Annotated in this window: 20 protein-coding genes and 1 pseudogene; 10 read left to right on the plus strand and 11 right to left on the minus strand. The window is 72.0% G+C overall.

The window, feature by feature from the left end; genetic code table 11:
• Positions 1–277: 277 nt before the first annotated feature.
• From J2Y69_RS10410 to J2Y69_RS10435, 6 genes are all read right to left on the minus strand, one after another.
• Positions 278–2,644 (minus strand): polysaccharide lyase 8 family protein, encoded by a 2,367-nt coding sequence (locus tag J2Y69_RS10410; protein WP_310020329.1) that lies wholly within the window; start codon positions 2,642–2,644, stop codon positions 278–280.
• 133 nt (positions 2,645–2,777) lie between these two features.
• The gene (locus tag J2Y69_RS10415; protein ID WP_396653080.1) at positions 2,778–3,617 is read right to left on the minus strand and encodes an ABC transporter ATP-binding protein; all 840 of its coding nucleotides are present in this window, start codon (positions 3,615–3,617) and stop codon (positions 2,778–2,780) included.
• A gap of 20 nt (positions 3,618–3,637) precedes the next feature.
• Positions 3,638–4,669: a FecCD family ABC transporter permease gene (locus J2Y69_RS10420; RefSeq protein ID WP_310020331.1), complete on the minus strand. Its 1,032-nt coding sequence runs from the start codon at positions 4,667–4,669 to the stop codon at positions 3,638–3,640.
• Positions 4,666–5,724 carry a FecCD family ABC transporter permease gene (locus J2Y69_RS10425; protein ID WP_310020333.1) on the minus strand — a complete coding sequence of 353 codons (1,059 nt, stop codon included), beginning with the start codon at positions 5,722–5,724 and terminating at the stop codon, positions 4,666–4,668. Before J2Y69_RS10425 ends, J2Y69_RS10420 begins: the two co-directional genes overlap by 4 nt.
• Positions 5,721–7,481 carry a siderophore-interacting protein gene (locus tag J2Y69_RS10430; RefSeq protein WP_310020335.1) on the minus strand — a complete coding sequence of 587 codons (1,761 nt, stop codon included), beginning with the start codon at positions 7,479–7,481 and terminating at the stop codon, positions 5,721–5,723. The genes J2Y69_RS10425 and J2Y69_RS10430 overlap by 4 nt, the downstream gene beginning before the upstream one ends.
• Positions 7,482–7,508: 27 nt before the next feature.
• The gene (locus tag J2Y69_RS10435) at positions 7,509–8,516 is read right to left on the minus strand and encodes an ABC transporter substrate-binding protein (RefSeq protein WP_310020337.1); all 1,008 of its coding nucleotides are present in this window, start codon (positions 8,514–8,516) and stop codon (positions 7,509–7,511) included.
• 174 nt (positions 8,517–8,690) lie between these two features.
• On the opposite strand from J2Y69_RS10435, the gene J2Y69_RS10440 reads away from it, so the two are divergent.
• Positions 8,691–9,467 carry a helix-turn-helix transcriptional regulator gene (locus J2Y69_RS10440; RefSeq protein WP_310020339.1) on the plus strand — a complete coding sequence of 259 codons (777 nt, stop codon included), beginning with the start codon at positions 8,691–8,693 and terminating at the stop codon, positions 9,465–9,467.
• 21 nt (positions 9,468–9,488) lie between these two features.
• Here the strand turns inward: J2Y69_RS10440 and J2Y69_RS10445 are convergent, their stop codons facing one another.
• From J2Y69_RS10445 to J2Y69_RS10460, 4 genes are all read right to left on the minus strand, one after another.
• Positions 9,489–10,502, minus strand: coding sequence for a MerR family DNA-binding transcriptional regulator (locus J2Y69_RS10445; protein ID WP_310020341.1), 1,014 nt, complete (start codon positions 10,500–10,502; stop codon positions 9,489–9,491).
• Between the two features lie 5 nt (positions 10,503–10,507).
• The gene (locus J2Y69_RS10450; protein ID WP_310020342.1) at positions 10,508–11,140 is read right to left on the minus strand and encodes a HEAT repeat domain-containing protein; all 633 of its coding nucleotides are present in this window, start codon (positions 11,138–11,140) and stop codon (positions 10,508–10,510) included.
• Positions 11,141–11,372: 232 nt separating this feature from the next.
• A complete protein-coding gene (locus J2Y69_RS10455) occupies positions 11,373–12,863 on the minus strand; it encodes a carboxylesterase/lipase family protein (protein WP_310020345.1) in 1,491 nt (496 codons plus the stop codon).
• An 80-nt stretch (positions 12,864–12,943) separates the two neighbouring features.
• The gene (locus J2Y69_RS10460) at positions 12,944–13,711 is read right to left on the minus strand and encodes an IclR family transcriptional regulator (protein ID WP_310020347.1); all 768 of its coding nucleotides are present in this window, start codon (positions 13,709–13,711) and stop codon (positions 12,944–12,946) included.
• A 126-nt stretch (positions 13,712–13,837) separates the two neighbouring features.
• Here J2Y69_RS10460 and dhaK point away from each other — a divergent pair, with 126 nt between their 5' ends.
• From dhaK to ptsP, 4 genes and pseudogenes are all read left to right on the plus strand, one after another.
• A complete protein-coding gene (gene dhaK, locus J2Y69_RS10465; RefSeq protein WP_310020349.1) occupies positions 13,838–14,830 on the plus strand; it encodes a dihydroxyacetone kinase subunit DhaK in 993 nt (330 codons plus the stop codon).
• A 12-nt stretch (positions 14,831–14,842) separates the two neighbouring features.
• Positions 14,843–15,487, plus strand: coding sequence for a dihydroxyacetone kinase subunit DhaL (gene dhaL, locus J2Y69_RS10470; RefSeq protein ID WP_310020351.1), 645 nt, complete (start codon positions 14,843–14,845; stop codon positions 15,485–15,487).
• Positions 15,487–16,236: pseudogene (locus J2Y69_RS18070) on the plus strand (HPr family phosphocarrier protein); the annotation flags it as partial. The gene dhaL and the pseudogene J2Y69_RS18070, both read left to right, overlap by 1 nt.
• Positions 16,237–16,380: 144 nt before the next feature.
• Complete coding sequence (gene ptsP, locus J2Y69_RS18075) at positions 16,381–18,039, plus strand: phosphoenolpyruvate--protein phosphotransferase (protein ID WP_396653082.1); 1,659 nt, start codon at positions 16,381–16,383, stop codon at positions 18,037–18,039.
• Between the two features lie 85 nt (positions 18,040–18,124).
• Here ptsP and J2Y69_RS10480 read toward each other — a convergent pair whose 3' ends face one another.
• Positions 18,125–19,306 carry a Cmx/CmrA family chloramphenicol efflux MFS transporter gene (locus J2Y69_RS10480; RefSeq protein ID WP_310020354.1) on the minus strand — a complete coding sequence of 394 codons (1,182 nt, stop codon included), beginning with the start codon at positions 19,304–19,306 and terminating at the stop codon, positions 18,125–18,127.
• Positions 19,307–19,573: 267 nt separating this feature from the next.
• Between J2Y69_RS10480 and J2Y69_RS10485 the strand changes: the two genes are divergently transcribed.
• The 5 genes from J2Y69_RS10485 to J2Y69_RS10505 all read left to right on the plus strand — a co-directional run bounded on the left by J2Y69_RS10485 (position 19,574) and on the right by J2Y69_RS10505 (position 22,120).
• Entirely contained in the window at positions 19,574–20,140 is a 567-nt protein-coding gene (locus tag J2Y69_RS10485; protein ID WP_310020356.1) for a GNAT family N-acetyltransferase, read from the plus strand.
• Between the two features lie 47 nt (positions 20,141–20,187).
• Positions 20,188–21,036 carry a MerR family DNA-binding transcriptional regulator gene (locus J2Y69_RS10490; RefSeq protein WP_310020359.1) on the plus strand — a complete coding sequence of 283 codons (849 nt, stop codon included), beginning with the start codon at positions 20,188–20,190 and terminating at the stop codon, positions 21,034–21,036.
• A 104-nt stretch (positions 21,037–21,140) separates the two neighbouring features.
• Positions 21,141–21,407 carry a hypothetical protein gene (locus J2Y69_RS10495; protein WP_310020361.1) on the plus strand — a complete coding sequence of 89 codons (267 nt, stop codon included), beginning with the start codon at positions 21,141–21,143 and terminating at the stop codon, positions 21,405–21,407.
• Positions 21,404–21,802 (plus strand): type II toxin-antitoxin system VapC family toxin, encoded by a 399-nt coding sequence (locus tag J2Y69_RS10500; protein ID WP_310020363.1) that lies wholly within the window; start codon positions 21,404–21,406, stop codon positions 21,800–21,802. Before J2Y69_RS10495 ends, J2Y69_RS10500 begins: the two co-directional genes overlap by 4 nt.
• 54 nt (positions 21,803–21,856) lie before the next feature.
• Complete coding sequence (locus J2Y69_RS10505; protein ID WP_310020365.1) at positions 21,857–22,120, plus strand: ribbon-helix-helix protein, CopG family; 264 nt, start codon at positions 21,857–21,859, stop codon at positions 22,118–22,120.
• Positions 22,121–22,356: the final 236 nt, after the last annotated feature.

The following is a 22,356-nucleotide window of genomic DNA, read 5'->3' on the forward strand; positions in this document are numbered from 1 at the left end:
AGGCGCGCGTGCAGGATTCTGCCGCGCGATCCCATCCGCGACAGGAAACAGCAGCGCGAAGAGCGCAGCAGCGCGAAGAGAGCAGCAGCGCGAACCGAGAGCGGGGCTTCAGTCCGCGCTGCTCATTCCTGCATCCGCTGCGCAGATTTGCGGCGCGTGAACAGGAATCGACAGCGCAACCGCCAAGAACAGCAGCGTGACAGGGAACGGCAGCGCAAAGGCCGGACTGCCGGAGCGCCGAACAGCAGCGCGAAGGCCGAACTGCCGGAGCGGTGGGCTAGAGGGTCAGGGTGATCTGACGGCTTCCGCCGCGGAGGCCGTTCGTGTCGAACTGGAGCTGGACCGGGCTGCTCGTCGACAGAACGGTGACGCCGTCGGCCGGCTGGGCGCCCGAGTAGCTCCGTCCGGTGATGGTCAGGGTGACGGAGGTCGAGGCGCGCGAGGGATCCGAGAGCGCGACACGGAGTCCCGTCGCGGTCTCCTGCACGACGACCGAGCAGGGCGCGCTCGCCGTGAGCGATCCTGCGGTCCCGGCCGCGTAGAAGTTCGCCATCGTGATCGCGGAGCGGCTGTCGGTCACCGCGTGCGCGGTCGTGGTGTTCTGCACGACGGTGAACGGCTTGCTCGCCGACAGCGCCGACGTCGCGGAGGACGTCGCCGAGGGCAGGACGGCGTGCGCGTAGGTCGCGTTGGTCGGCCCGGAGCTGTGGTCGCGGAAGATCTGCAGATACGGCTTGGTCACCGTCGTCGTGCTGCCGCCGGTGTTCACCCCCGACCAGGAGCCGCTGCGGTTGATCCGATAGGCCTTGAAGGCGCCGCTGTCGAGCATCAGGTAGCCGCCGACGCCCGCGAGATGCGCCCACTTCCCGGTGAACGCCGCGCCGTTCCCCAGTGCGGGGATCTGCGGGGTGCCGTCGATGAGCAGGGTGGCGGACGGGTCGGCGAGCTTGCGGTTCTCGACGATCGTGTTCACCCAGGCGCCGGTGGAGGCCGGAGCCGTGATCCCCGAGCCCAGGCAGACGATCGCGTCGTCGAAGCAGAACCACGACTTGTATGCGGTCAGCGAGGTCCCGAGCGACTTGAGCTGCATGCCCACCGCGCCGTACAGCCCGTCCAGCACACTGCCGCCGACCCACGTCGCATCGGGACGGGTGGAGTTGCCGAAGCTCTCGGCGATGGTCTTGAGGCTCACCGTGACGCCGGGCAGCTTGGCGGGATCGGTGGTGTTCCAGAAGTTGTCGGTGAACTGGCTGTTGTCGTTGTCGAGGTAGATCTGCACCATCCCCTCGCCCGTGTGCCAGCCGCGCTTGTTCTCGCCGTTGATCGACTCGTAGTAGGCGATGCGGTCGCTCGACAGGGAGAAGGACGCCGCCCAGCCGCTCCGGCGATGGACCGAACGCGCCATGTCCGGGAAGTGGTGGTGGGCCACAGGCTCGGGCTCGGCGACGATCGCGGTGTCGCTCAGCAGGGGCTTCATGGTCGCGAGGCCCGCGAGATCGAGGTTGTCCCGGTAGGGCGCGGCCGTCTGCCGCGTGAGCATCCCCTTGGCCGCACGCCGGAAGAACGCCGCGCGGGCGGCGTCCGGGTCTCCCTGGGCGAGGATCGTCAGGGCGAAGGCCGTCGCCAGCCCGTCCTGGGCGTCGGTCTCGGTCTCGCGGCTGATCGCCCGCCCGCGCACGGAGTCGAGCATCAGCCCGTTCCAGACCATCGGCACGAAGCCGTTCTCGGCCGTGACGAACATGTTTTCCATGTTCGGGTCGGTCACCGCCCATGCCGTCCCCACGGTGAGGGCGGCCAGCTGCGCCACGCCCTTGAGGAACACCTGCCCGTAGGTGCCGGTGTAGGCGAGGGAGCCGTGCTGGATGTAGGACCCGTCCGGATGGAGTCCGTCGCGGGACTCGTTGACCCCGGTGCCGTCGGTGCGATAGGCCAGGTTCGCGCCGAGGAAGCTCAGCGCCTGCGTGATCCGGGTGGCGTCCCCGTCGAGCGCGCCCAGCTTGACCTGGATGCGGGCCTCGTCGGTGTAGTTGGCGCCGGTGGGCACGCTCAGCGGATCGGCGAACTTCACCACGCTCGCGCGCAGCTCGGCGAGGATCGATGCGGGGAGGGATGACCGGAGGTAGACCGCCGCGCTGGTCAGCGCCTGCGGGGTGCCGATGGTCCAGTCCCACCAGTTGGTGCGCCGGGTCTTGGCCGGCGAGTAGGCGCCCGTGCAGAGCCGGTGGATGCCGTCCATGACGAGAGAGGTGGCGGTGGCGGAGCCGTACAGGCTCGTCCCGGGAGTCACAACGGCCATCGCGATCGTGTTCAGGCGAACGGCGCAGCCGGAGATGTTCGCGGTCGGGGTGGTGTCGGTGAGCGGAAGATCGCTCCAGAGCTCGGTCCCCGTGGCCTGATAGGTCGACATGTACCCGGTCGAGAGCGAGTCGAGCTGTGCGATCCCCGAGGCGTAGTCGGGGTCGGACGGGTCGATCGAGCTGCCCGTGGTCAGGATCGTCCAGCGGGACATGACGGTCTCGAAGTCGTCTCCGGCCGCGGCGGCGGGCCAGGCCTGCTGGCCGACGAGCCAGGTTGCTGCCCCGCCGACGAGCGCGGCCTGGAGGAGTCGACGTCGGGACAGGGACCAGGTGAACGGATCAGACATCCCACATCTCCTTCGACGTCGGGCACGGAGGCATGCCCCGAATTGTGTCCTCACCCTAGCGCCGAATCCCACAAAATGTCACGAAACTGTTCGTTTCGTTCGTTTCGGGGTGGTAGAGGCTGGCGGAGGGGTGTTAGCTCGAAGGAAGCTCCCGGGTGCGGCGGACGGCGCGGGGGAGCACCACCGGCGTCCCCGTGTCCGGATCGGGGATGACCCGCGCATCGAGATCGAACACGTCCCGGAGGAGCTGCTCCGTGACGACGTCGCGCGGCTCTCCCTGGGCGATGATCCGTCCGTCCCGCATGGCGATGAGATGGGTGGCATAGCGGGCGGCCATCGCGAGCTCGTGCAGCACCGCCACGACCGTGCGGCCCTCCTCGTGCAGACGGACGGCGAGCTCGAGCACCTCGACCTGATGCGCGATGTCGAGGAAGGTCGTCGGCTCGTCGAGCAGCAGGACGTCCGTCTCCTGGGCGAGGGTGAGGGCGATCCAGGCGCGCTGTCGCTGGCCGCCGGAGAGCTCGTCGACCTGTCTCTCGGCGAGGTCCGTCACGCCGGCGGCCGCGAGGGCGGCGGCGACCGCGCGCTCGTCCTGGCTTGACCACTGGCGCAGGACGCCCTGGTGGGCGAAGCGTCCGCGCCCGACGAGGTCTCCCACCGTGATCCCCTCGGGGGTGATCGGGGACTGGGGGAGCAGGGCGACCCGCCGGGCGAGCTCACGGCTGGAGAGCCCGCGGATGTCGGAGTCTCCGAGGAGGACGCGTCCGGAGCGGGCGGGCAGGAGTCGGGAGAGGGCACGCAGCAGCGTGGACTTGCCACAGGCGTTGGGGCCGATGATCGCGGTGAACGATCCCGCGGGGATACGGGCGTCGAGGCCGTCCAGGACGGGCGTGCGTCCGTACCCGGCCGTCAGCCCCTCAGCGGTGAGGCTGATCGCGGGGCCGCCCGCGCCCGCACCGCTCCGCGATGTCATCCGCATCCTCATGTTCGTGGTCATGTTCGTCGTCCCTCTCGGATCAGGAGCCAGACCAGGTAGGAGCCGCCGATGACGACGGTCACCGCGCCCACCGGGAGCTTGACCCCGGGGATCAGGTACTGGGCGAGGAGGTCGGCGCCGGCCAGCAGCACGGCGCCGACGAGCGCCGAGACGGTCAGGCCCACCCCGGATGTCCCGCCGGTGAGACGGCGCGCGATCTGCGGGGCGGCCAGCGCGATGAAGCTGATCGGCCCGGTCACGGCGGTGACGAGAGCGGTGAGCGCGACGCCGGCGAGCACGAGCAGCACCTTCGACGGCTCCACCCTGAGCCCGACGGAGGCCGCCGCCTCGTCTCCGAGGGTGAAGGGGGCAAGCCTCCGGGCGACCGCGGGGAGGACGAGGGCGACCAGCAGCGCCGCGAGGCCCGCGGCGGCCAGTGTCGGCCAGCGCATGCCGTTGAGGGTGCCCGCATCCCAGATGGCGGCCCGGAGCGCCGCGTCGAGGTCGGCCTTGACGCTGAACCAGGACGTCGCCGCACGGAGCATCGCGCCGATCGCGATCCCCACGATGATGAGGCGGAACCCGTGCATGCCCCGCTTGAAGGCGAGGACGTAGACGAGCACGGCCGCGAGGAGGCCGCCGGCGACGGCGCCGGCGGCGGTGGCGAGGAACCCGGTGCCGCCGATCATGATCACCGCCACGACTCCGGCGTACGAGCCGGCCCCGAGGCCGATGATGTCGGGGCTCCCGAGCGGATTGCGTGTGAGGGTCTGGAAGATCGCGCCCCCGACCGCGAGGCAGGCGCCGAAGAGCATCGCGGCCAGCGCACGCGAGGCGCGCCACTCGAACACGAGACGCTCGCCCGCCGAGGCCTCGGGGGTGAGCGCGTGGAGGATCGACGCGGGCTCGATGCCGCTCGGGCCGAGGGTGAGGGCAGCGACGAGAGCCGCGAGCAGGACCGCCACCAGCGCCGCCGCGACGAGCAGCGAGCGGCGCCGGATGCGGATGCTCAGGCCGCCCGCTCTGAGGACGAGGACGGACGCGCTCACCAGGTGGTCCTCGTCGAGGTGCGCACGAGCGCGATGAGGACGGGCCCGCCGACGAGCGCCGTGACGACGCCGAGCTGGAGCTCGGCGGGCCAGACGATCAGGCGCCCGATCGTGTCGGAGAGGAGGACGAGCGCCGGGGCGAGCACGAGAGCGTAGGGCACGATCCAGCGCTGGTCAGGACCCGTCAGACGGCGGACCGCGTGCGGGATCATGAGTCCGATGAAGGCGATCGGGCCGGCGGCGGCGGTCGCTGCGCCGCAGAGCAGCACGATCGAGACGAACCCGGTCAGCCGCGTCAGCCCGATCCGCACGCCCACGGAGCGCGCGACCTCGTCGCCGAGTGCGAGCGCGTTCAGGGCGCGGGTGCAGAGGAGGGCGAGCACGACGCCGGCGACGACGAACGGGGCGATCGTCGCGAGGGTCCCCGCGGGGCGGTCGGTGATCGAGCCCACGCCCCAGAAGCGCATGCGATCGAAGGTCCGGGGATCGATCAGGGTGAGCATCGTCGACATCCCGAGGAACACCGCGCTCAGCGCCATGCCCACGAGCGTGAGCCGCACCGGCGTCGCGCCGCCCCTGGCCCGCGCCGCGATCGCGTAGACGAGGAGACAGGCGATGACCGCGCCGCCGAAGGCCCACCAGAGGTAGTCGGAGATGTGGACGAGGCCGAAGAGCACGACCCCGGCCGAGACCGCGAACGCCGCGCCGCCGTTCACGCCGAGAAGGCCGGGGTCGGCGAGCGGATTGCGGGTCAGCGCCTGCATCAGGGCGCCGGCGACGCCGAGGGCGGCGCCCACGGCGATCCCGAGGAGCGTCCGCGGGACCCTGACCTCGGTCACCGTGATCTGGGAGAGGGAGCCGTCCGGAGCGGTGAGGGCGCGCAGCACGACGTCCGGGGGAAGGAGGGCGGAGCCGACGGCGATGCTCGCGAGGCAGGCCGCCCCCAGCACCGCGAGCGCCACGACGAGCCCGCCGCCGCGGAGGACGGCCTGGCGGGGAGTCGTGCGGCGGCGTGCCGCATCCGGCTCCCGTCGTGACAGGGCGCGGACGGTCACCGTTCGACGGTCTCGGTCTCGGTCTCGGTCTCGGTCTCGGTCTCGGTCTTGTCCTCCCGCGCGTGGACGACGACGCAGGACACGCCCCAGCCGAGCTCGTGCACGGCGCCCGGCGTCCAGCCGGCCTCGTTCGCGAGCGCTGTGACGCGGGCGGCGGAGCGAGGGCCGGACCCGGTGGTCCCCAGTCGGATCAGAGCCTCCTCCGCCGCGTGCGGGTTCAGCGCGTCCGCCCGCGTCGACTCGATCAGGGCGAGCATGGATGCGGAGCCGACGAGGGCGCGGAGCGCGGAGCGCGCCTCGGCATCGGTCAGGTGCGCGAGGGCGTGCACCTGCACGGCGACCTCGGCGTGGTCCGGGGCGAAGGTCCATCCCCGGGCGGCGGCCTCGGGGCGCAGGGCATCGAGGACGACGGATGAGCCGGGGCCCTGGACGGCGAGCGAGGCGTTGTCCGGCCAGGGTCGGAGCGCCAGCAGCGCGGGCATGAGGTAGGCGAGGCCCGCCGCGTGCTCGACCAGCTCCTCGCGGAGCTCGGCGCGCTCCTCCGCCTCGGCGGCGAGGGTGCGTCCGTGTGCGACGGCCCAGGCCGCGGTGCCGCTGCGGAGCGCGGGTGCGAGCGCGTCGAGAGCGAGGATCTGCTCCGCCTCGAACCCGTCGAACCCCTCGCGCAGGTGCTCGTCGGCGAGGAGCTCCAAGCCGCTCTCCGCGATCCGGACCGTGCCGTCGTGCGCGTCGAGGAGTCCCCGCCCGGCGAGGACGCCGATCAGGGGCGCGGCGGTGCCAGGAGCGATTCCGATGCGCCGCTCCAGATCATCGATCCGTGTTCCCCGGCTCTCGATCGCCTCGAACAGGCCGAGGCGGAGCGCGGCACGGACGGCGAACCAGGCGACGGGCGTCTCGATCGGACGTTCCGCCGGAGCAGCCGGTGCGCCCGAGGCATCCGCCGCAGGAGCGGCGGGGCGCGTGTGCCAGTAGCCGGTCACGTCGGTGTGCGACCGCGGGACGCCGTGCTCCTGAGCGAGCCATCGCCGCACGGGCAGGAGCGCGCGCGACTCGGCAGCCGCCCACACGTACGGCGTCCCGGCGAAGGCGGCGGGATCGAGCCCGCGGACCGCGCCGTCGAGGGCGACGGCATCGCCCGGTGCGGCGATCACCCAGCGGACGTCGTCCTCCTCGCGGACGGCGAGCGTCTGCCGCGCGGACGGATCCGCGATCGTGATGACGGCGTGGACGGGTCCCGCGATCGGACGCTCCTCGAAGAAGCGTCCGATCGCGGGAAGCGCGGTCTCGTCGCCGATGAGGACGGTGCGGTCGGCATCCTCCGGCAGCTGTGCGGAGGACTTCGGGCCCACGATCCAGAGCTCGTCGCCGGCGCATGCGGTCCGCGCCCAGGCCTCGGCGGGGCCGGCCTCGTGCGTCGCCGCATGCAGCACGAAGTCGAGGTCGAGCTCATCCTCGGCCACCCGTCGCGGGGTGTAGTCCCGGCCCGCCCTCGTCGGGGCCGCAGGCCACTCGATGCCGTGCGCGAGCTGGATCGGCAGGACCTGCTCGATCGGCCCCTCGGAGGAGAACAGCAGTTTGACGTGGTCGTCGAACATCGGGCTCGCGAACGGAGGATGGGCGAGCCCGTTCTCCTGGAATCCTCCGAGCTGTTCCCCGCCGAGAGTCACCCGGCGCATGCGCGGGGTGACCTCGGCGGTCCGGATGACGGTGAGACGGCGCAGGACCAGGGGATGGGCCGTGAAGCGGCGAGAGCTCATGCGTGCGTGCGTGCCTTACTTCGCGAGCTACTTCGCGAACTGCTTCTGGACGAGGTCGAGGACCTTCATCGACTCGTCGTAGTCGGCGCGCTGCGACCAGTACGGGAACTGGTAGGCCTGATCCTTCTGGAACGAGGGGAGGGCTGCGTAGACGGGGTTCACCTTCAGCGTGGCGAGGTCGACCGTCTCGGCGTTGAACCCGAAGACGAACAGCGACTCCTGGGTGAGGACCTGGCCGGCCTGCTCCGTGGAGAGCTCGAACGAGTCGCCGCCGGCGGTGTAGGGCTGGTACTGCCCGCTCGCGAACAGGGGAGCGGGGCGGAAGCCGAGGTCGGCGAACATCGCGGGCAGGCCGCGGTCCTCGATGAGCACGAAGGGGCGCTGGTCGGCGGTGAAGCTGAGGAATACCGACTCCCCGGCGGGGACGGCGATCGAGTCGCGCACCTCGGAGACCCTCTCGTCGTAGGCGGTGAGGGCATCCTCATAGACTGCGGGACGGTCGAAGACGTCCTTCGCGAGGAACTCGTACTGCTGCTGCCAGCTCGTGAGCTTTCCGGACACCACAACGGTCGGCGCGATCGCCGAGAGCTGGTCGTACGCCTGCGTTGCCTGCATGAGCGGGAATCCGAGTCCGCCGGCGATGATGAGGTCCGGCTCGAGCGCCAGGATCCCCTCCAGGTCGAAGCCCTCGGAGCTCCACGGGAGGAACGTGGTCCCCACCTTCTCCGCGTCCTTCGACCAGAAGTCGGAGAAGACCGGCTCGACGTTGGTCGCCTCCGGGATCATCGCGGCGACCGGGACGTCCAGGTCGTACAGGTAGCCGGCCAGCGCGTAGTTCAGCAGCACGACCTTCTTCGGCTTCGTCGGGATGGTCACCGCGCCCAGGTCGGTCGTGACGGTGCGGGTCTCGGCGGCGGCCGACGTCGAGCTCGGCTCGGGGGCGGCGGTCGAGGGGGCGGCGCAGCCGGCGAGGGCGAGCCCCGCGCCCAGCGCGATGACGGCCAGGAACGACGACGGAAGGAGACGGGAGCGCATGCACACCTCGGAGGACGGGGCGATGCGCGGGGCACCGCCGAGGGAGAAAGGTAGGTAAGGCAAGGCTAAGCTGGATCCGGCGTCGAAGTGATCCCAAGGCGACCTCTCGGGGTGACCAGCACGACATGACGACGGCGCGACGGCGAATTGACGAGGGCTCGACAGGAGGGCGGCGTGAACGAATCGGCTTTGAGGCTGCAGCACCTCGCGCCCGAGAACGCGGTGCGATTCCTCGGCCACTCGACCCATGCGCATGAGGTCCCCCATCTGATCCATGTCGCGGTGGGCACGGCTCACGTCACGATCGACGGCGTCCGGATGACCCTGCGCGCGCACGAGTCGGTCTGGCTCGCGGCGGGCGTCCCGCATGCCGCGCGGTACGAGCAGGGGAGCCTGGTCCTCGGGCCCTTCCTCTCGGACGGCACCGTTCCCCCCGCCCGGGTGCTGAGGCTGGGCGTCGTGCCCGAGGTCACGGCGATCATGACGACGATCCTCGGCGTCGCACCGCATTCCGCCGAGCAGATCGAGCCGCTCCGTGCGGCTCTGGACCGGGCGCTGATGAGCCTCGGCACGTCCTACTTCGTCCTCACGCCGCCCGTCCACCCCGTGATCTCACGCCTCGCGCGGGCCGCGGTGCGCTCGAACCGGACGCTCGCCGAGCTCGCGGACGGGCACGGTGTGAGCGAGAGGCACGTGCAGCGGGTCTTCCGGGAGGAGACGGGCCTGTCCTTCCGACGCTGGCGTGCGCAGGCACGGCTCAACATCGCCATCGCGCGTCTCCGCGGCGGTGAGCAGATGGCGCACGTCGCGCGGGCGACCGGGTACCGGACGCGCTCCGGTCTGGCGAAGGCGCTGGCGCGCGAGGTCGATGCCGACGACCTCGCGGAGATCGTCGGCATCGCCCAGGACACGAGCGGGACGACGGCGCTCGAGGGCCGACGGAGCGCCTGAGCTAACCCGGCGGGTCGTTGGTCATACGGCAGAGGGCTCGTCCGCACCTCGGCCGCGCAGGATGGCCCTGGCCGTGAGCGCGACGCCCCGGTCCGCATCGTCGAGAAGCCCGACGAGCGCGTCCCGTGCCTGTGCTCCGGGGATCTCGGCCAGGGCGGCGGCGAGCCGCGATCGTGCGGGCGCCTCCGCGGTCGCGAGCGCCTCGATGAGCGCTCGGGTCGCCGGAGCGTCGTGACCGTGGTCGACGGCGAGCGCTCCCAGCACCTCGGCGGCCTCCACATCGTCGCGACCCTCGGCGACGAGGGCGACGAGGGCGGTGATCGCGTCGGCGTTCCCCGCGCGGCCCCGGGCGAGCACGGCACGGGCGGCGATCACCGGATCCGGGTGTCGGTGCGCCTCGGCGACGGCCTCGTCGGCGCGCGGGTCATCGATCTTGACGAGCGTCTCGAGGGCCCGATGGCGCCGGTCGGGGGCGGGGGAGTGCAGCGCCGCGGCCAGGGCGGGGATCGCGGCGGCACCCGCGCGGGCGATCGCCCACTGGAGCGCCCCTGCGGTGTTCGGATCCGTCTCGCCGAGCACGGCCTCGACGAGCACGGCGACATCCTGTGCCCCGGTCCCCGCCGTCGACAGCGCAGTGCGCTGCCGGACCGATGCGCTGCTCGCGTCGAGGCCGCGCAGGAGCCCGATGGTCCTCAGCACGTCCGACCAGGCCGCGGGACCGCTGGACTGCACCCGGGTCAGCCGCGCGAGCAGCTCCTCCTCGTGCGCGATGCGCTCCCGCGTGCGTGCGACGAGCCGCTCGACCATCGCCGACGGGGCGAAGGAGAGGTCATCCAGCGCCTCCGCGATGTCCTTGAGGCCGAGGCCGAGCGTGCGGAGCCCCTCCACGTGGAAGAGGCGCCGCACGTCGTCCTCCGAGTAGCGGCGGTAGCCGGAGGGCGTCCGGTCGCTCGGCGAGACCAGGCCGATCCGGTCATAGTGCCGCAGCATCCGCGCACTGATGCCGGATCGCTCCGACACCTCCCCGATCAGCATCCGCTCTACCTCTCGGCGGCCGGCGCATCGCGCAGGGCGACCGTTCGCCGGGCCTCGGCGATCGCGGCGTCGAAGTCCTCGTCCGGGTCGTGCAGGAGGCGTGCGGTGGCGATCGCGTGGGCACGGACATCGGGGTCCGCGGACTCCTGCGCCCGTGCGACGACGCTCGCGGCCTCGTCCCCGATGGCGGCCAGGGCGCGGCTGAGGCTCCGCTGCACCTCGCGGTCTCCGCGGGCGAACTGGGTCGAGAGCGTCTCGGCGAGAGCCGCCTCGTGCCCCTCCGGGACGAGCGCTGCGGCCGCCCGCCAGGCGGCGCGGGCGACCTCGTCGTCGGTGTCCTGGAGGAGGTCTGTGGTGATCGCCGGCCAGGCGCGTCCGTCCCCGATCTTGGAGAGCGTGTGCAGGGACTGGCTCCGCGCCTGCGGGGTCTCCGAGGCGAGCTCGGCCATCAACGGCCGGACGGTGCGAGAGGCGTCATGCCGGACGAGGGCCCAGGTCAGCATGTCCCGCACGAAGAAATCGGGCTCGACCGCGCTCCGCGCGATCAGCACCTCGACGTCCTCGGGCGCAGGCCCCGTCCCCGCGGTCAGCGCCGCCTGCAGCCGAGCCGATGCCGACGGCGCGCTCAGCGCCGCCATCAGCGCCGCCCTCCGCGTCTCCGCCGCCCTGCCCGCGTCTGTGTCCGTGTTTCTGTCCGTGTCCGTGTTTCTGTCCGTGCCGGTCATGTCGACCACCTCCGTCCTCCATCTGAAACCTTGTCACGGTGTCAAGGTCAAATCGAGGGTCAAGGTCGAGTCGAGGGTCAAGGTCAAGTTGAGGGACGAGGTCAGGTCGAGGGACGAGAGGGGTTCATGTCGAGCGGAAGGCCGGTTACTGTCGTCGTGCGCCCCAGGCCACCCGCTCCGGGCCCGACGGATCGCTCTCGACTGCGCTCTCGGTGTCGAAGACCATGGTCTGGCGTTCGGACGTCTCGTATGCGGGCCAGCCGGGGTCGCCGGTGACGGCGAAGTCCACCCACGCGCGATGCATGCGCGAGGCGAGCCCCTCGGGGGCGCCCCGGTACATGAGCTCGCCGGCGGGACCGATCGCCCGCGCGGTGGCCAGGTCGTCGCGGACGAACGGCACCTCCATGGCGTGGTTCGCGCCGAGGCCGGGAGGGAAGGCCGGGCTCTCCCAACGGAACTCGTACAGGAAGGACGGCGCGGTGCGCCGCTCGACGAGGTGGACGGTGGGCGCGCGGAAGGCCCAGTCCGTCCAGGCCGCCTCCACGAGGTCGATCGTGCGATGCGGATCCCTGGTGCCCCGGTAGGCCCGTCGGATCCCGCCGTCGACGCCGAGCGAGGACAGGATGCTCCGCCCGACCAGCCAGTTCATGCTGTCCACGCTGCCCAGTGCCTGTAGGAAGCCGGTGGTCTCATTGCGCACGGTCCCGGTCAGCAGCGGCACGGAGGATGAGGGGGCGACTGCCATGGGCGCCTCGGGCAGCGAGGGCGTCCCGTACACGGCGCGATACGGCGACACCATGAAGGAGCGGGAGCCCCAACGGCGGGGATCCGCGAACTCCATCGTCATCGGCAGGACCTCGGCGACCGTGCGCGCGACCGGAACCTCGGCGAAGGCGTCCCTGGTCGCGGCGACGCCGAGGCGCTCCGCGATCCGTGCGGTCACCGACAGTGCGTCCTCCGCGGCGACGGGGCCGAGGGGGGATCCGCTCTGCGCGATCGCGCGAGCGAACAGTCCCCGCGCCGATGGCATCGCGAGCAGGTCCATCACGCTGAGCGCACCGGCGGACTGTCCGAACACGGTCACGCGCGAGGGGTCGCCGCCGAAGCGGGCGATGTTCCGCTGCACCCATTCGAGGGCGGCGACCTGGTCGCGGAGCCCGAGGTTGTCCGTCCCCTCGCCCAGATACGTGAAGCCGTCGATGCCGAGACGGTAGTTGATCCCGACGTGCACGATGCCGTCGCGGGCGAAGGTGAACCCGTCGTGCGCCGGTGCCGAGCCCGTCCCGGTCATGAAGCCGCCACCGTGGATCCAGACCATCACCGGCAGCCCCGCGGTGGCGGCATCCGGCGTCCAGACGTCGAGGGTCAGGCAGTCCTCGCCCTGACGCTGCGGATTGAAGTAGCCGTCCCACGGATCATCCGGGAGGCTCGGCTGCGGGACGCCCGGACCTGAGGCCGATGCGTCTCGCACCCCCTCCCAGGGCTCCGGCGGGCGGGGATGGCGGAACCTGTCCTGGCCGAACGGCGGCGCGGCGAAGGGGATGCCGCGGAAGCGGACGCATCCGCGGTCCTCCACTCCGGCCACGATCCCGGTGTCGATCCTGACCTGGACCGATGAGCCGTCCTGCTCGGTCATGGAGACCTCCTCGCCTCCCTCCCAGTGTGCGCCATCCGGGGGCATCGGGGACGGGAGGGCGCGATTCGAGGCCGGGGGCGTCAGTCCTCGGGGGGAGCCAGCCGCGGCGGCCAGGATGTCGCGCCCAGGTCGTGGGAGATGCCGAGGGCGGCTTCCCTCAGCGCGTCGAGCACGGCATCCGAGACCGGGGCCTGGGTGGTGGGGAGCACCACGGCGACGGCGGCGACGATGTCTCCCTCGGCATCGGCGACGGGCGCGGCGACGGAGGACTCGCCGATCACCGCCTCGTCCTGTTCGACGGCGCTGCCCCGGTCCGCGATGGCCGGGAGCTCCAGCGTGATCCGCGCGACGTCGACGACGGTGTCGCCGGTGAGGCTCCGCAGCGGCGCGGCGAAGACGGCCTGCTGGAAGCCGAGGTCGTACGCGAGGAGCACCTTGCCCATCGCCGAGGCATGGGCCGGGATCGCGAGGCCGGTCTCCGGCATCTGCTGCCCGTCCCCCTTGCGCAGGGTGTGATGGATCACCAGCACCTCGTCGAAGTGCGCGACGCCGAGGCGCACCGACAGGCCGGTGCGCCGCGAGAGATCCTGGGTCCAGCGCATGGCGCGCGCCCGCACGTCCAGGGTGTCCAGGTACACGTTGCTGAGCTTCAGAAGGGTCGGGCCCAGCACATAGCGCTGTCCGCCGCGCTCCTTGGCGACGAAGCCGTGCTCGCGCAGGGACTTGACGATGCCGTGGACCGTGGACGGAGGGAGATCCAGTGCGGCGGCCAGATCGCTGATGCCGAGGCGCCGTGCGCCCTGCAGGAGGGCGAGCACCTTCGCGGCGCGATCGATGGCCTGGATCATGCGCCTCTCCTCCCGTGGGCTCCGCCTCCGCCGTCCCTGGCGGGATCATGCTTGACAAGCAGACTAGGTCAGAGAATATTCGACATTGACGAATTTTTCCCCCATTCGATCGAAGGAGATCTCAGGATGAAGAAGCTCATCAACGCACCGGAAGACGTGCTCGTCGAGTCGTTGCGGGGGCTGAGCCTGGCTCATCCCGAGCTCGCGGTCGACCTCGGGAACCACGTCATCACCCGTGCGACGCCGAAGGACCAGGGCAAGGTCGCGGTGCTCTCCGGCGGCGGCTCCGGTCATGAGCCGCTGCACGGCGGTTTCGTCGGATTCGGGATGCTGGACGCCGCGGTCGCCGGTGAGGTGTTCACCTCGCCGACGCCGGATCGGGTCCAGGTCGCCACGAAGGCCGTCGACCGCGGCGCCGGAGTGCTGCACATCGTGAAGAACTACACGGGGGACGTGCTGAACTTCGAGATGGCCGCCGAGCTCGCGGAGATGGACGGGATCGAGGTCGGCACCGTGGTGGTGGACGACGACGTCGCCGTGCAGGACTCGCTCTACACGGCCGGGCGTCGCGGGGTCGGCCTCACCGTGCTGCTGGAGAAGATCGTCGGCGCGGCGGCCGAGGAGGGACGCGACCTCGCCGCCGTCGTCGAGCTCGCCCAGCGGGTCAACGGCCAGGGGCGCTCGATGGGCATGGCGCTCACGAGCTGCACGGTGCCGGCGGCGGGCAAGCCGACCTTCGACCTCCCCGATGACGAGATGGAGATCGGCATCGGGATCCACGGCGAGCCCGGCCGTCATCGCGTGCCGCTCGCACCCGCCAGGGAGATCGCCCAGCAGCTGGTCGATCCGATCCTCGCGGACCTCGACGCCACAGGTCCCGCGATCGTCATGCTCAACGGCATGGGCGCCTCGCCCCTCATCGAGCTCTATCTGATGTACGGGGAGGTGGCGACGCTCCTGGAGAAGGCGGGTGTGCAGATCGCGCGCAACCTGGTCGGCAACTACATCACCTCCCTCGACATGGCCGGCTGCTCGGTGACGGTCCTGAAGGCCGATGACGAGCTCCTCCGGCTCTGGGACGCGCCGGTGAGCACGCCTGGCCTCCGCTGGGGCGCCTGAGAGGGGATGGCGATGACCGACACGATCGACACGGGAACCCTCCGCACCTGGATCCGGCTCTTCCGCGATGCGGTGGCCGAGAAGCGCGACTGGCTCACCGAGCTCGACTCCGCGATCGGCGACGCCGACCACGGGGCGAACATGGCGCGCGGCATGGACGCGGTGGCCGCGAAGCTCGACGAGGCGGAGCCCGCGACCGCCGACGAGCTGCTGAAGACGGTCGGCATGACGCTGGTCAGCTCGGTCGGCGGCGCGAGCGGCCCCCTCTACGGCACGTTCTTCCTGCGCATGGGGATGACGACGGGACCGGTGGCCGAGCTCGATGCCGCAGGCCTTGGCACCTCGCTGCGTGCCGGCGTTGACGGGATCGTCGCCCGGGGGAAGGCGGAGCCGGGCGACAAGACGATGTACGACGCGATGGCTCCGGCCGTCGATGCGTTCGACGTCGCGGTCGCGGGCGGTGCGAGTCTGTCGGACGCCGCCAGGGCGGCATCCGACGCCGCAGAGGCGGGGCGTGACGCCACGGAGCCGCTCGTCGCCAGGAAGGGACGTGCGAGCTACCTCGGCGAGCGCAGCGCGGGTCACCTCGATCCGGGCGCGGCCTCGACGGCTCTCCTGTTCGACACGCTGGCGACGGCGATCTCCGGAAGGGCCTGATGATCGGGGTCGTCGCCGTCTCCCACAGCGCCAGGCTCGGGGAGGCGGCCCTGGAGCTCGCCCTGCAGATGGTTCGCGGCGGTGCAGGGTTCGTGCGGGTGGCCGCGGGCGCGGGGACGGACGCCGACGGCGCGCCGGTCCTGGGGACCGATGCGATGGCCGTGGCGGGCGCGATCGACGAGCTCGCGGCGGACTGCGACGGCGTGCTCGTGCTGATGGATCTCGGCTCGGCCGTGCTCAGCGCCGAGCTGGCGCTGGAGCTGCGGTCGAGCACGGTGCCGGTGCGGCTCGCCGCGGCGCCTTTCGTGGAGGGACTGCTCGCCGCGGTCGTCTCCGCCGCAGCGGGGGGAACCCTCGACGTGGTCGCGGAGGAGGCATCCGGAGCGCTGAGCGCGAAAGCCGAGCAGCTCGGCGAGCCTGCTGCGCCCGCTGTGACCGTTGTGCCCGCTGTGCCTGCTACGCCGGTTGGGTCCGCCCTCGCCCCGCCGGCCGCGTCGGCGGCGGGGGACGGGACTGCGCGCACGCGACACGTCACGGTGCGGAATCCGCTCGGCATCCATGCACGACCGGCGGCCCTCATCGCCGAGGCGGCGACCGGGGCCGACGTGCGGCTCCGTGTCCTCCCCGACGGGCCGGAGGCGGCAGCGGCGAGCCTCATGCGCCTGCTGACGCTCGGCGCGAGGCAGGGCACCGAGATCGAGCTGCGCGCCGCCGGAGCCGAGGGGGACGCGGCGCTGGACAGGCTCGCCGCTCTGTTCGACGACGGCTTCGGGGAGGGAACGGATGCCGCCGATCCGTCGGCATCGCAGGAGAGCGTCGGTGGCGTACCCGTCGAGGAGGCGACCGACCCCGCGCGGACGGTTCCCGCCGTCCCTGTGGCTCCCATCGTCCCGGTGGCGTCGGGCGTCGTCCTGCGGGGGCGCGGGGTCAGCGCCGGGCGAGGAGCGGCCGGCGTCGTGCATCTCGCGCCGTCCGTGCCCGAGCCGCCGGCGGAGGTCTCGATCGCGCCCGCCGCACGGGACGCCGAGGCGAAGAGCATCGCTCGCGCCGCTGCGGCGGTGGCGACGCGGCTGGGCGAGCGCTCCGCCGCGGCGACGGGCGAGGCCGCCGCGATCCTGAGCGCGGCACGGCTGCTCGCCGCGGACCCCGAGCTCATCGCGGATGCGGTGAGGCGCGTCGAGGACGACGGGGCGAGCGCGGCGCGTGCCGTCTGGGACGCGGCCGGTGCGCAGGAGAGCGGACTGAGCGCCCTCGGCGGACGGATGGCGGAGCGCGCGGCGGATGTCCGCGACGTGCGCGACCGGATCGTCGCCGAGCTCCTCGGCCTCGACATGCCCGGCATCCCCGAGCGGGAGTCGCCCTTCGTCCTCGTCGCCGTCGACCTGTCCCCGGCGGACACCGCGGCGCTCGAGGGCAGCCGCTGCGTAGCGCTCGTGACGGAGCAGGGCGGGCCGACCTCGCACACCGCGATCATCGCGCGCTCCCTGGGGCTCCCCGCCGTGGTGGGCGTCGTCGGGGCGACGGGGATCCCCGACGGCATGACGGTCCTCGTCGACGGTGACCGCGGGGTCGTCGAGACGGATCCGGCGGAGGCGAGCATCCGCGCCGCCACTGTGACGGCCGACGCCGCCTTTGACGGGAGGGGGATCCTCGCCGACGGCGTCGCCGTCCCGCTGCTCGCGAACGTCGGGGGCGCCGCCGACGCCGTAACCGCCGCGGATGCAGGGGCGGAGGGCATTGGGCTGTTCCGGACCGAGTTCTGCTTCCTCGACCGGACGGACGCTCCGACCGTGGAGGAGCAGGTCGCCGCATATCGCGGGGTCCTTGCGCCGTTCGCGGGGCGGAAGGTCGTGGTGCGCACGCTCGACGCCGGCTCCGACAAGCCGCTGCCCTTCGCCAATCCGGACCACGAGCAGAACCCCGCACTCGGGGTGCGGGGCCTGCGCATCGCACGGCGTGACCCCGCTCTCCTCGATGACCAGCTGCGGGCGCTGGCGCTCGCCGCCCGCGCGGAATCCGCGCAGGTCGAGGTGATGGCGCCGATGGTCGCCACGGTCGAGGAGGCGCGCGATTTCGCCGACCGTTGCCGTGCCGCCGGCCTGGCGCGGGCCGGGATCATGATCGAGACGCCGTCCGCGGCGCTGCTCGCCGCGGAGCTCTTCGAGGTCGTCGACTTCGTGAGCCTCGGCACTAACGACCTCGCCCAGTACACGATGGCGGCGGACCGGATGCTCAGCGAGCTCGGCGACCTCAACGACCCCTGGCAGCCGGCGGTCCTCCGACTGATCGGGATGGTGGGGGCCGCGGGCACGGCCGCGGGGCGCCCCGTCGGCGTGTGCGGCGAGGCCGGGGGAGACCCCGCGCTCGCCCCGGTGCTGATCGGGCTCGGCGCCACCAGCCTGTCGATGACGTCGCGTTCCCTCGGCCGGGTCGCGACAGCCCTCGCCGGGCTGACGGCCCAGGACTGCCGACGGGCGGCCGGCGCCGCGCTCGCCGCGTCCACGGCGGACGAGGCCAGAGCGGCCGCGACCGCCGCCATCGACCGTGCATAGCCGTGCAGAGTCATGCAGAGGACGTGCAGAGCAGTGCGTAGGAGAGGAGCGCGGCGCCGGAGCGCCATGACGGGGTGACGTCCGCTCACACCCCGCCGCCATCCGATCGTCCTCCGGGCAGCAGCCACCAGCAGGCGAGCGCCAGGGCGGCGAGCCCCGCGCTGATCATCACGGGGCCGGTGACGCCGAGGACTCCGATGACCGCGCCGCCCGCGACGGGGCCGATGACGGCTCCGAGGTTGAGGGCGGCCGTGGCGAAGGAACCCGCCATCGTCGGGGCGACGGGGGTCGCCGCGGCGACGACCCGCGCGACCAGCGTGCTCCCCAGGGCGAAGGAGAGAGCTCCGAGGAACGGCGTGAGCGCCCAGAGGAGCCAGGGGACGGAGGCTGACGCGGCGAGCATCGCCCAGCCCAGCATCAGCAGGGGAGCGGTCAGCGAGATCAGACCCCGGCCGCGCCGGTCCCCGATGCGGCCGGCGATCGTCACACCGAGGAACGCGCCGACGCCGAAGAGCGCCAGCAGCAGCGGCACGGCGCCCGGCGCGACCCCCGCTCCCTCGATCGCGACGGGTGCCAGATAGGTGAACGTGCAGAACGTCGCCGCGTTCACCAGCACCGCGAGGACGACGCTCGTCGGCACCGGCCGGGTGCGGAGGGCGGAGAGCTCGTGCCGGAGGGCGACCGGCCCGGCCGCATCCTCGGCGGAGACATCCGCGTCCATCCGTCCCGATGGCACGGCGAGGACGATGGCGAGGAGCGCCGGGACGCAGAGCAGCGAGATGGCCCAGAGCGTCGATCGCCAGCCGAGGAGGTCGCCGATCAGCGCTCCGGCGGGGACGCCGGCGATCAACGCGAGGGTGATGCCGCCGAGCACGATCGACAGCGCCCGGGAGAGGCGCGCCGCCGGGACGAGGGCGGCGATGGTCGAGAGCGCGACCGCGAGGAACCCGGCGTTCGCGAACGCGGCCAGCAGGCGGCTGGCGAGGAGGACGCCGAAGTCTCCGGCGACGGCTCCCACCACGTGCGCGAGGATGAACAGCGCGAGGAACCCGGTCAGCGTCCAGCGCGGAGGGAGGCGGCGACCGGCGGCGGCCATCGCGGGCGCTCCGATGACCATGCCGAGGGCGAACCCCGAGGTGAGGAGGCCGGCTTCGGCGAGGGATGTCCCGAGGTCATGGGCGATTCCGGGCAGGAGCCCGGCGAGGACGAACTCCGAGGTTCCTTGGGCGAAGACGGCGAGGGCGAGGAGATACAGGAGGACGGGCATGACGGCTGCTTCCGAGAAGGGTGCGACGAACGGGAACGTTCGGCACGACCGGTGCTCGGATGCGCGAGGATCAGCGACGGCGCGGCGGAAAAGCGGCGCGATGGGTCACTGACGGCGGGTCTGGTGCATCTCGGGCTACCGGCGTGCCGGCAGCCCTGCCCTGTCCGATTCGGGTGACCTCATGCGAACGACGATAACACCGCCTCGCGTCGGCGGCGGAGCGTGAAAGGATCGGCAGGACCCGACTCCGACCACGAAGGAGGCCCGATGCCGACCAGCGCCGAGCCGTCGAGCACCGAGCTGCCGAGCGCCGAGCTGTTGATCCGCCGAGCCGGTGACGAGGACGTGCCCGCCATCCTGGCCCTGTTCGACGAGGTCATCGCCTGGTTCGTGAGCATCGGGAACGAGGGGCAGTGGGGGGCGGAGCCGTGGTCGACGCAGCAGCGGCGGATCGACCAGGTGACGGAGCTCTGCGCGCTGCCGGAGGCCTGGGTCGCGGAGCACCCCGGGCTCGGCGTCTGCGGGGTCCTCGTGCTCGGCGAGGCGATGGACTACGTGCCGCCGGCGAGCGGACCCGAGGCCTACGTGCGCCTGCTGATCGCCTCCCGGGAGCCGCGAGCACGGGGGATCGGCCGTCACCTGATGGGGGTCGCGGACGACCGGGCCCGCGCGCTCGGGGTCGATCGTCTGCGGGTGGACTGCTACGGCGGCGGGTCCGGGGCGCTCATCCGGTTCTACGAGTCCTGCGGCTATGAGCGGATCTCCGTCTTCGACGTGGCGGGATGGCCGGGGCAGTTGCTCGGCCGTACGCTGCCGCTTCCCGCACCGGCGTGAGCGGCGGCGATTGACCCTCCGGTAGGGGGAGCCGCGATGCTGGACACATGCTGCAGATCGGTGAGTTCGCGGGCCTGACGGGGCTGAGCGTGAAGGCGCTCCGCCACTATGACGAGAAGGCCGTGCTGGTGCCGGCCGAGGTCGATGACCTGTCGGGGTATCGGCGATACGGAGAGGGCCAGGTCCGTGCCGGCGTGCTCGTGCGCGTGCTTCGTGACGCAGGGGTCCCGCTCCCGGCGGTTGCAGCGGCGGTCACCGCAGGCGGAGCGGGCGGGGCGGGCGCCGGGATGGACGCTGAGGTGGGCGCTGCACTGACGGAGCATCGTCGGCGGATCCTCGCTGCTCGCGTCGATGAGGATCGGGCGTTCGCCGCCGCGACGGAGACGGTTCGCGCGTTGTCGGTGCCGGTCCCGGTGGAGATGCGCGAGATGGCGGAGCAGCCGTTCATCGGACAGGTGATCCCGGTGGCCGCCGACGATGTCGACTCGCTGTCCGATGAGGACGCCGATGCCGTGTTCGGCGAGCTGTTCGAGCGATTGCGGGCGTCGGGCCTCGGCCCGAGCGGGCGGTTCTGGACGACGCTTCGGGCGGGAGATCGAGGAACGATCGAGATCGTCTGCTGCTGGCCCACTCTCACCGAGCTCGACAGTGCGGAGTGCGGCCCGCAGGCGTTCGCCGGGACTCTCCCCGCACGCACCGAGCTGGTCTCGACGTGGACCCCGGCGGCGGGGGAGATGCTCCCGGATGGAGCGATGCACCCGGCCGTCGTCGCGCTCTTCGATGCCGTCGCCGAACGGCGGATCGAACTGCGCGGCACGGAGGTGCGCCAGAGCGTGCTCGGTCAGAGCGAGCAGGACTACTCCGTCGAGGTCGCCGTCTCCGTGACGACGCGCTGAGTCTCCGTGACGACACGGCGACGGCGGCGGCGCCGGTGCCCGGGAGCCCGCGGAGCGGTTGATACCCGGTGCAGCACCAAGTCTGCGGTGTTACACTTTTGGGTATGCCGACGACGAATCCGCGTACGCACATCACGCACACTCCTCAGGTTGTGCATGCTCTCGATGTCGCACGTGCCCGCTGGCCGGAAGAGGGCCGCGAGAGCGCTCTGATCCTGCGTCTTCTCGAAGAAGGCGCCAAGGCCATCGAAGAGAGCGATGCGTATGCCGAGGAGCGGCGCAATGCCCGCATCCGCGCGCTCGCCGGCGCACATTCCGACTCCTACGGCGCCGGCTATCTCGAAGAGGTCCGTGGCGGGTGGCCTGAGTGATCGTTCTTGACGCCGGAGTCCTGATCGGTCTCCTCGATGCCGGTGACGCCCACCACGATGCGGCGGTGGCGATCCTCGAGAGGGAGAAGCCGCCGTACCTCGTGCATCCGCTCACCCTCGCCGAGGTTCTCGTTGGGCCCGCGAAGCGCGGGCGTGAGGATCGCGTCTGGCGTGACCTGCGCGCGATCGGTGTCGAAGTCGCAGACCTCGGGCCCGAAGAGGCTCTCGCGCTCGCCCGTCTCCGCGCGGAACGGGGACTCAAGATGCCGGACGCCTGCGTCCTCGCCACCGCCGAGCGCTACGACGGACGCCTCGCCACCTTCGATCGACGGCTCGCAGGCGTCGCGGAACGCACGGGACTGCTCCTGCCGGAGGGTGGCGACGCCGCGGGATAGGGACCGTTCGAGAGTAATCTTCTCTCTGACGATTTTTCGTATTACGCTTGATATATGAGTAGGAAAATGCGGGGTCAGGAGATCTCTGAGGCGCAGGTCGATGAGTGGGTGGCTGAGGCTGAGGCTGGGTACGGCGTCGAGGAGCTGCTACGCCGTACCGGGGGGCGTCCTGCTCGAGGCGACGAAGCAGCCCAGGTCGTTCCGGTCAGGCTCACAGCGGCCGAGCTTGCTGCAGTGATGGAGCGCGCCGACCGGGAGCATCTGAACAGATCCGAGGCGATCCGTGCCGCGTTGGCGGCATGGTCGCACGCCGCGTGATCGTCCGCCGATCTGCGCTCAAGCACGGTATTCCTGAGGGAGACGCCGTCCAAGCCGCAAGGTGGCCTGTTCTACGCCTGGTCGTCACTCGCGTCCGCGCCGCGAATCGGTGATGATCCTCGTAGGGGGGGGGGGGGGGGGGGGGAACGTAGCAGAAGGAGCCAGGCACTCAACCCGGCACCCCCCCCAGCCAAACAACCACCGGGCCGGCGCGAGCGCGCGAGAAGGCGACCCCG

Source organism: Microbacterium resistens (assembly GCF_031456305.1).
Classification (GTDB): domain Bacteria; phylum Actinomycetota; class Actinomycetes; order Actinomycetales; family Microbacteriaceae; genus Microbacterium; species Microbacterium resistens_A.

Excerpts from the sequence above, each read along its gene's own strand:
- J2Y69_RS10415 (WP_396653080.1), bottom strand. The coding sequence starts at position 3,617 with ATGACATCGCGGAGCGGTGCGGGCGCGGGCGGCCCCGCGATCAGCCTC.
- J2Y69_RS10435 (WP_310020337.1), bottom strand. The coding sequence starts at position 8,516 with ATGCGCTCCCGTCTCCTTCCGTCGTCGTTCCTGGCCGTCATCGCGCTG.
- dhaL (WP_310020351.1), top strand. The coding sequence starts at position 14,843 with ATGACCGACACGATCGACACGGGAACCCTCCGCACCTGGATCCGGCTC.
- J2Y69_RS10480 (WP_310020354.1), bottom strand. The coding sequence starts at position 19,306 with ATGCCCGTCCTCCTGTATCTCCTCGCCCTCGCCGTCTTCGCCCAAGGA.
- dhaK (WP_310020349.1), top strand. The coding sequence starts at position 13,838 with ATGAAGAAGCTCATCAACGCACCGGAAGACGTGCTCGTCGAGTCGTTG.
- J2Y69_RS10455 (WP_310020345.1), bottom strand. The coding sequence starts at position 12,863 with ATGACCGAGCAGGACGGCTCATCGGTCCAGGTCAGGATCGACACCGGG.
- J2Y69_RS10450 (WP_310020342.1), bottom strand. The coding sequence starts at position 11,140 with ATGGCGGCGCTGAGCGCGCCGTCGGCATCGGCTCGGCTGCAGGCGGCG.
- J2Y69_RS10460 (WP_310020347.1), bottom strand. The coding sequence starts at position 13,711 with ATGATCCAGGCCATCGATCGCGCCGCGAAGGTGCTCGCCCTCCTGCAG.
- J2Y69_RS10490 (WP_310020359.1), top strand. The coding sequence starts at position 20,188 with ATGCTGCAGATCGGTGAGTTCGCGGGCCTGACGGGGCTGAGCGTGAAG.
- J2Y69_RS10505 (WP_310020365.1), top strand. The coding sequence starts at position 21,857 with ATGAGTAGGAAAATGCGGGGTCAGGAGATCTCTGAGGCGCAGGTCGAT.
- J2Y69_RS10485 (WP_310020356.1), top strand. The coding sequence starts at position 19,574 with ATGCCGACCAGCGCCGAGCCGTCGAGCACCGAGCTGCCGAGCGCCGAG.
- J2Y69_RS10410 (WP_310020329.1), bottom strand. The coding sequence starts at position 2,644 with ATGTCTGATCCGTTCACCTGGTCCCTGTCCCGACGTCGACTCCTCCAG.
- J2Y69_RS10445 (WP_310020341.1), bottom strand. The coding sequence starts at position 10,502 with ATGCTGATCGGGGAGGTGTCGGAGCGATCCGGCATCAGTGCGCGGATG.
- J2Y69_RS10430 (WP_310020335.1), bottom strand. The coding sequence starts at position 7,481 with ATGAGCTCTCGCCGCTTCACGGCCCATCCCCTGGTCCTGCGCCGTCTC.
- J2Y69_RS10495 (WP_310020361.1), top strand. The coding sequence starts at position 21,141 with ATGCCGACGACGAATCCGCGTACGCACATCACGCACACTCCTCAGGTT.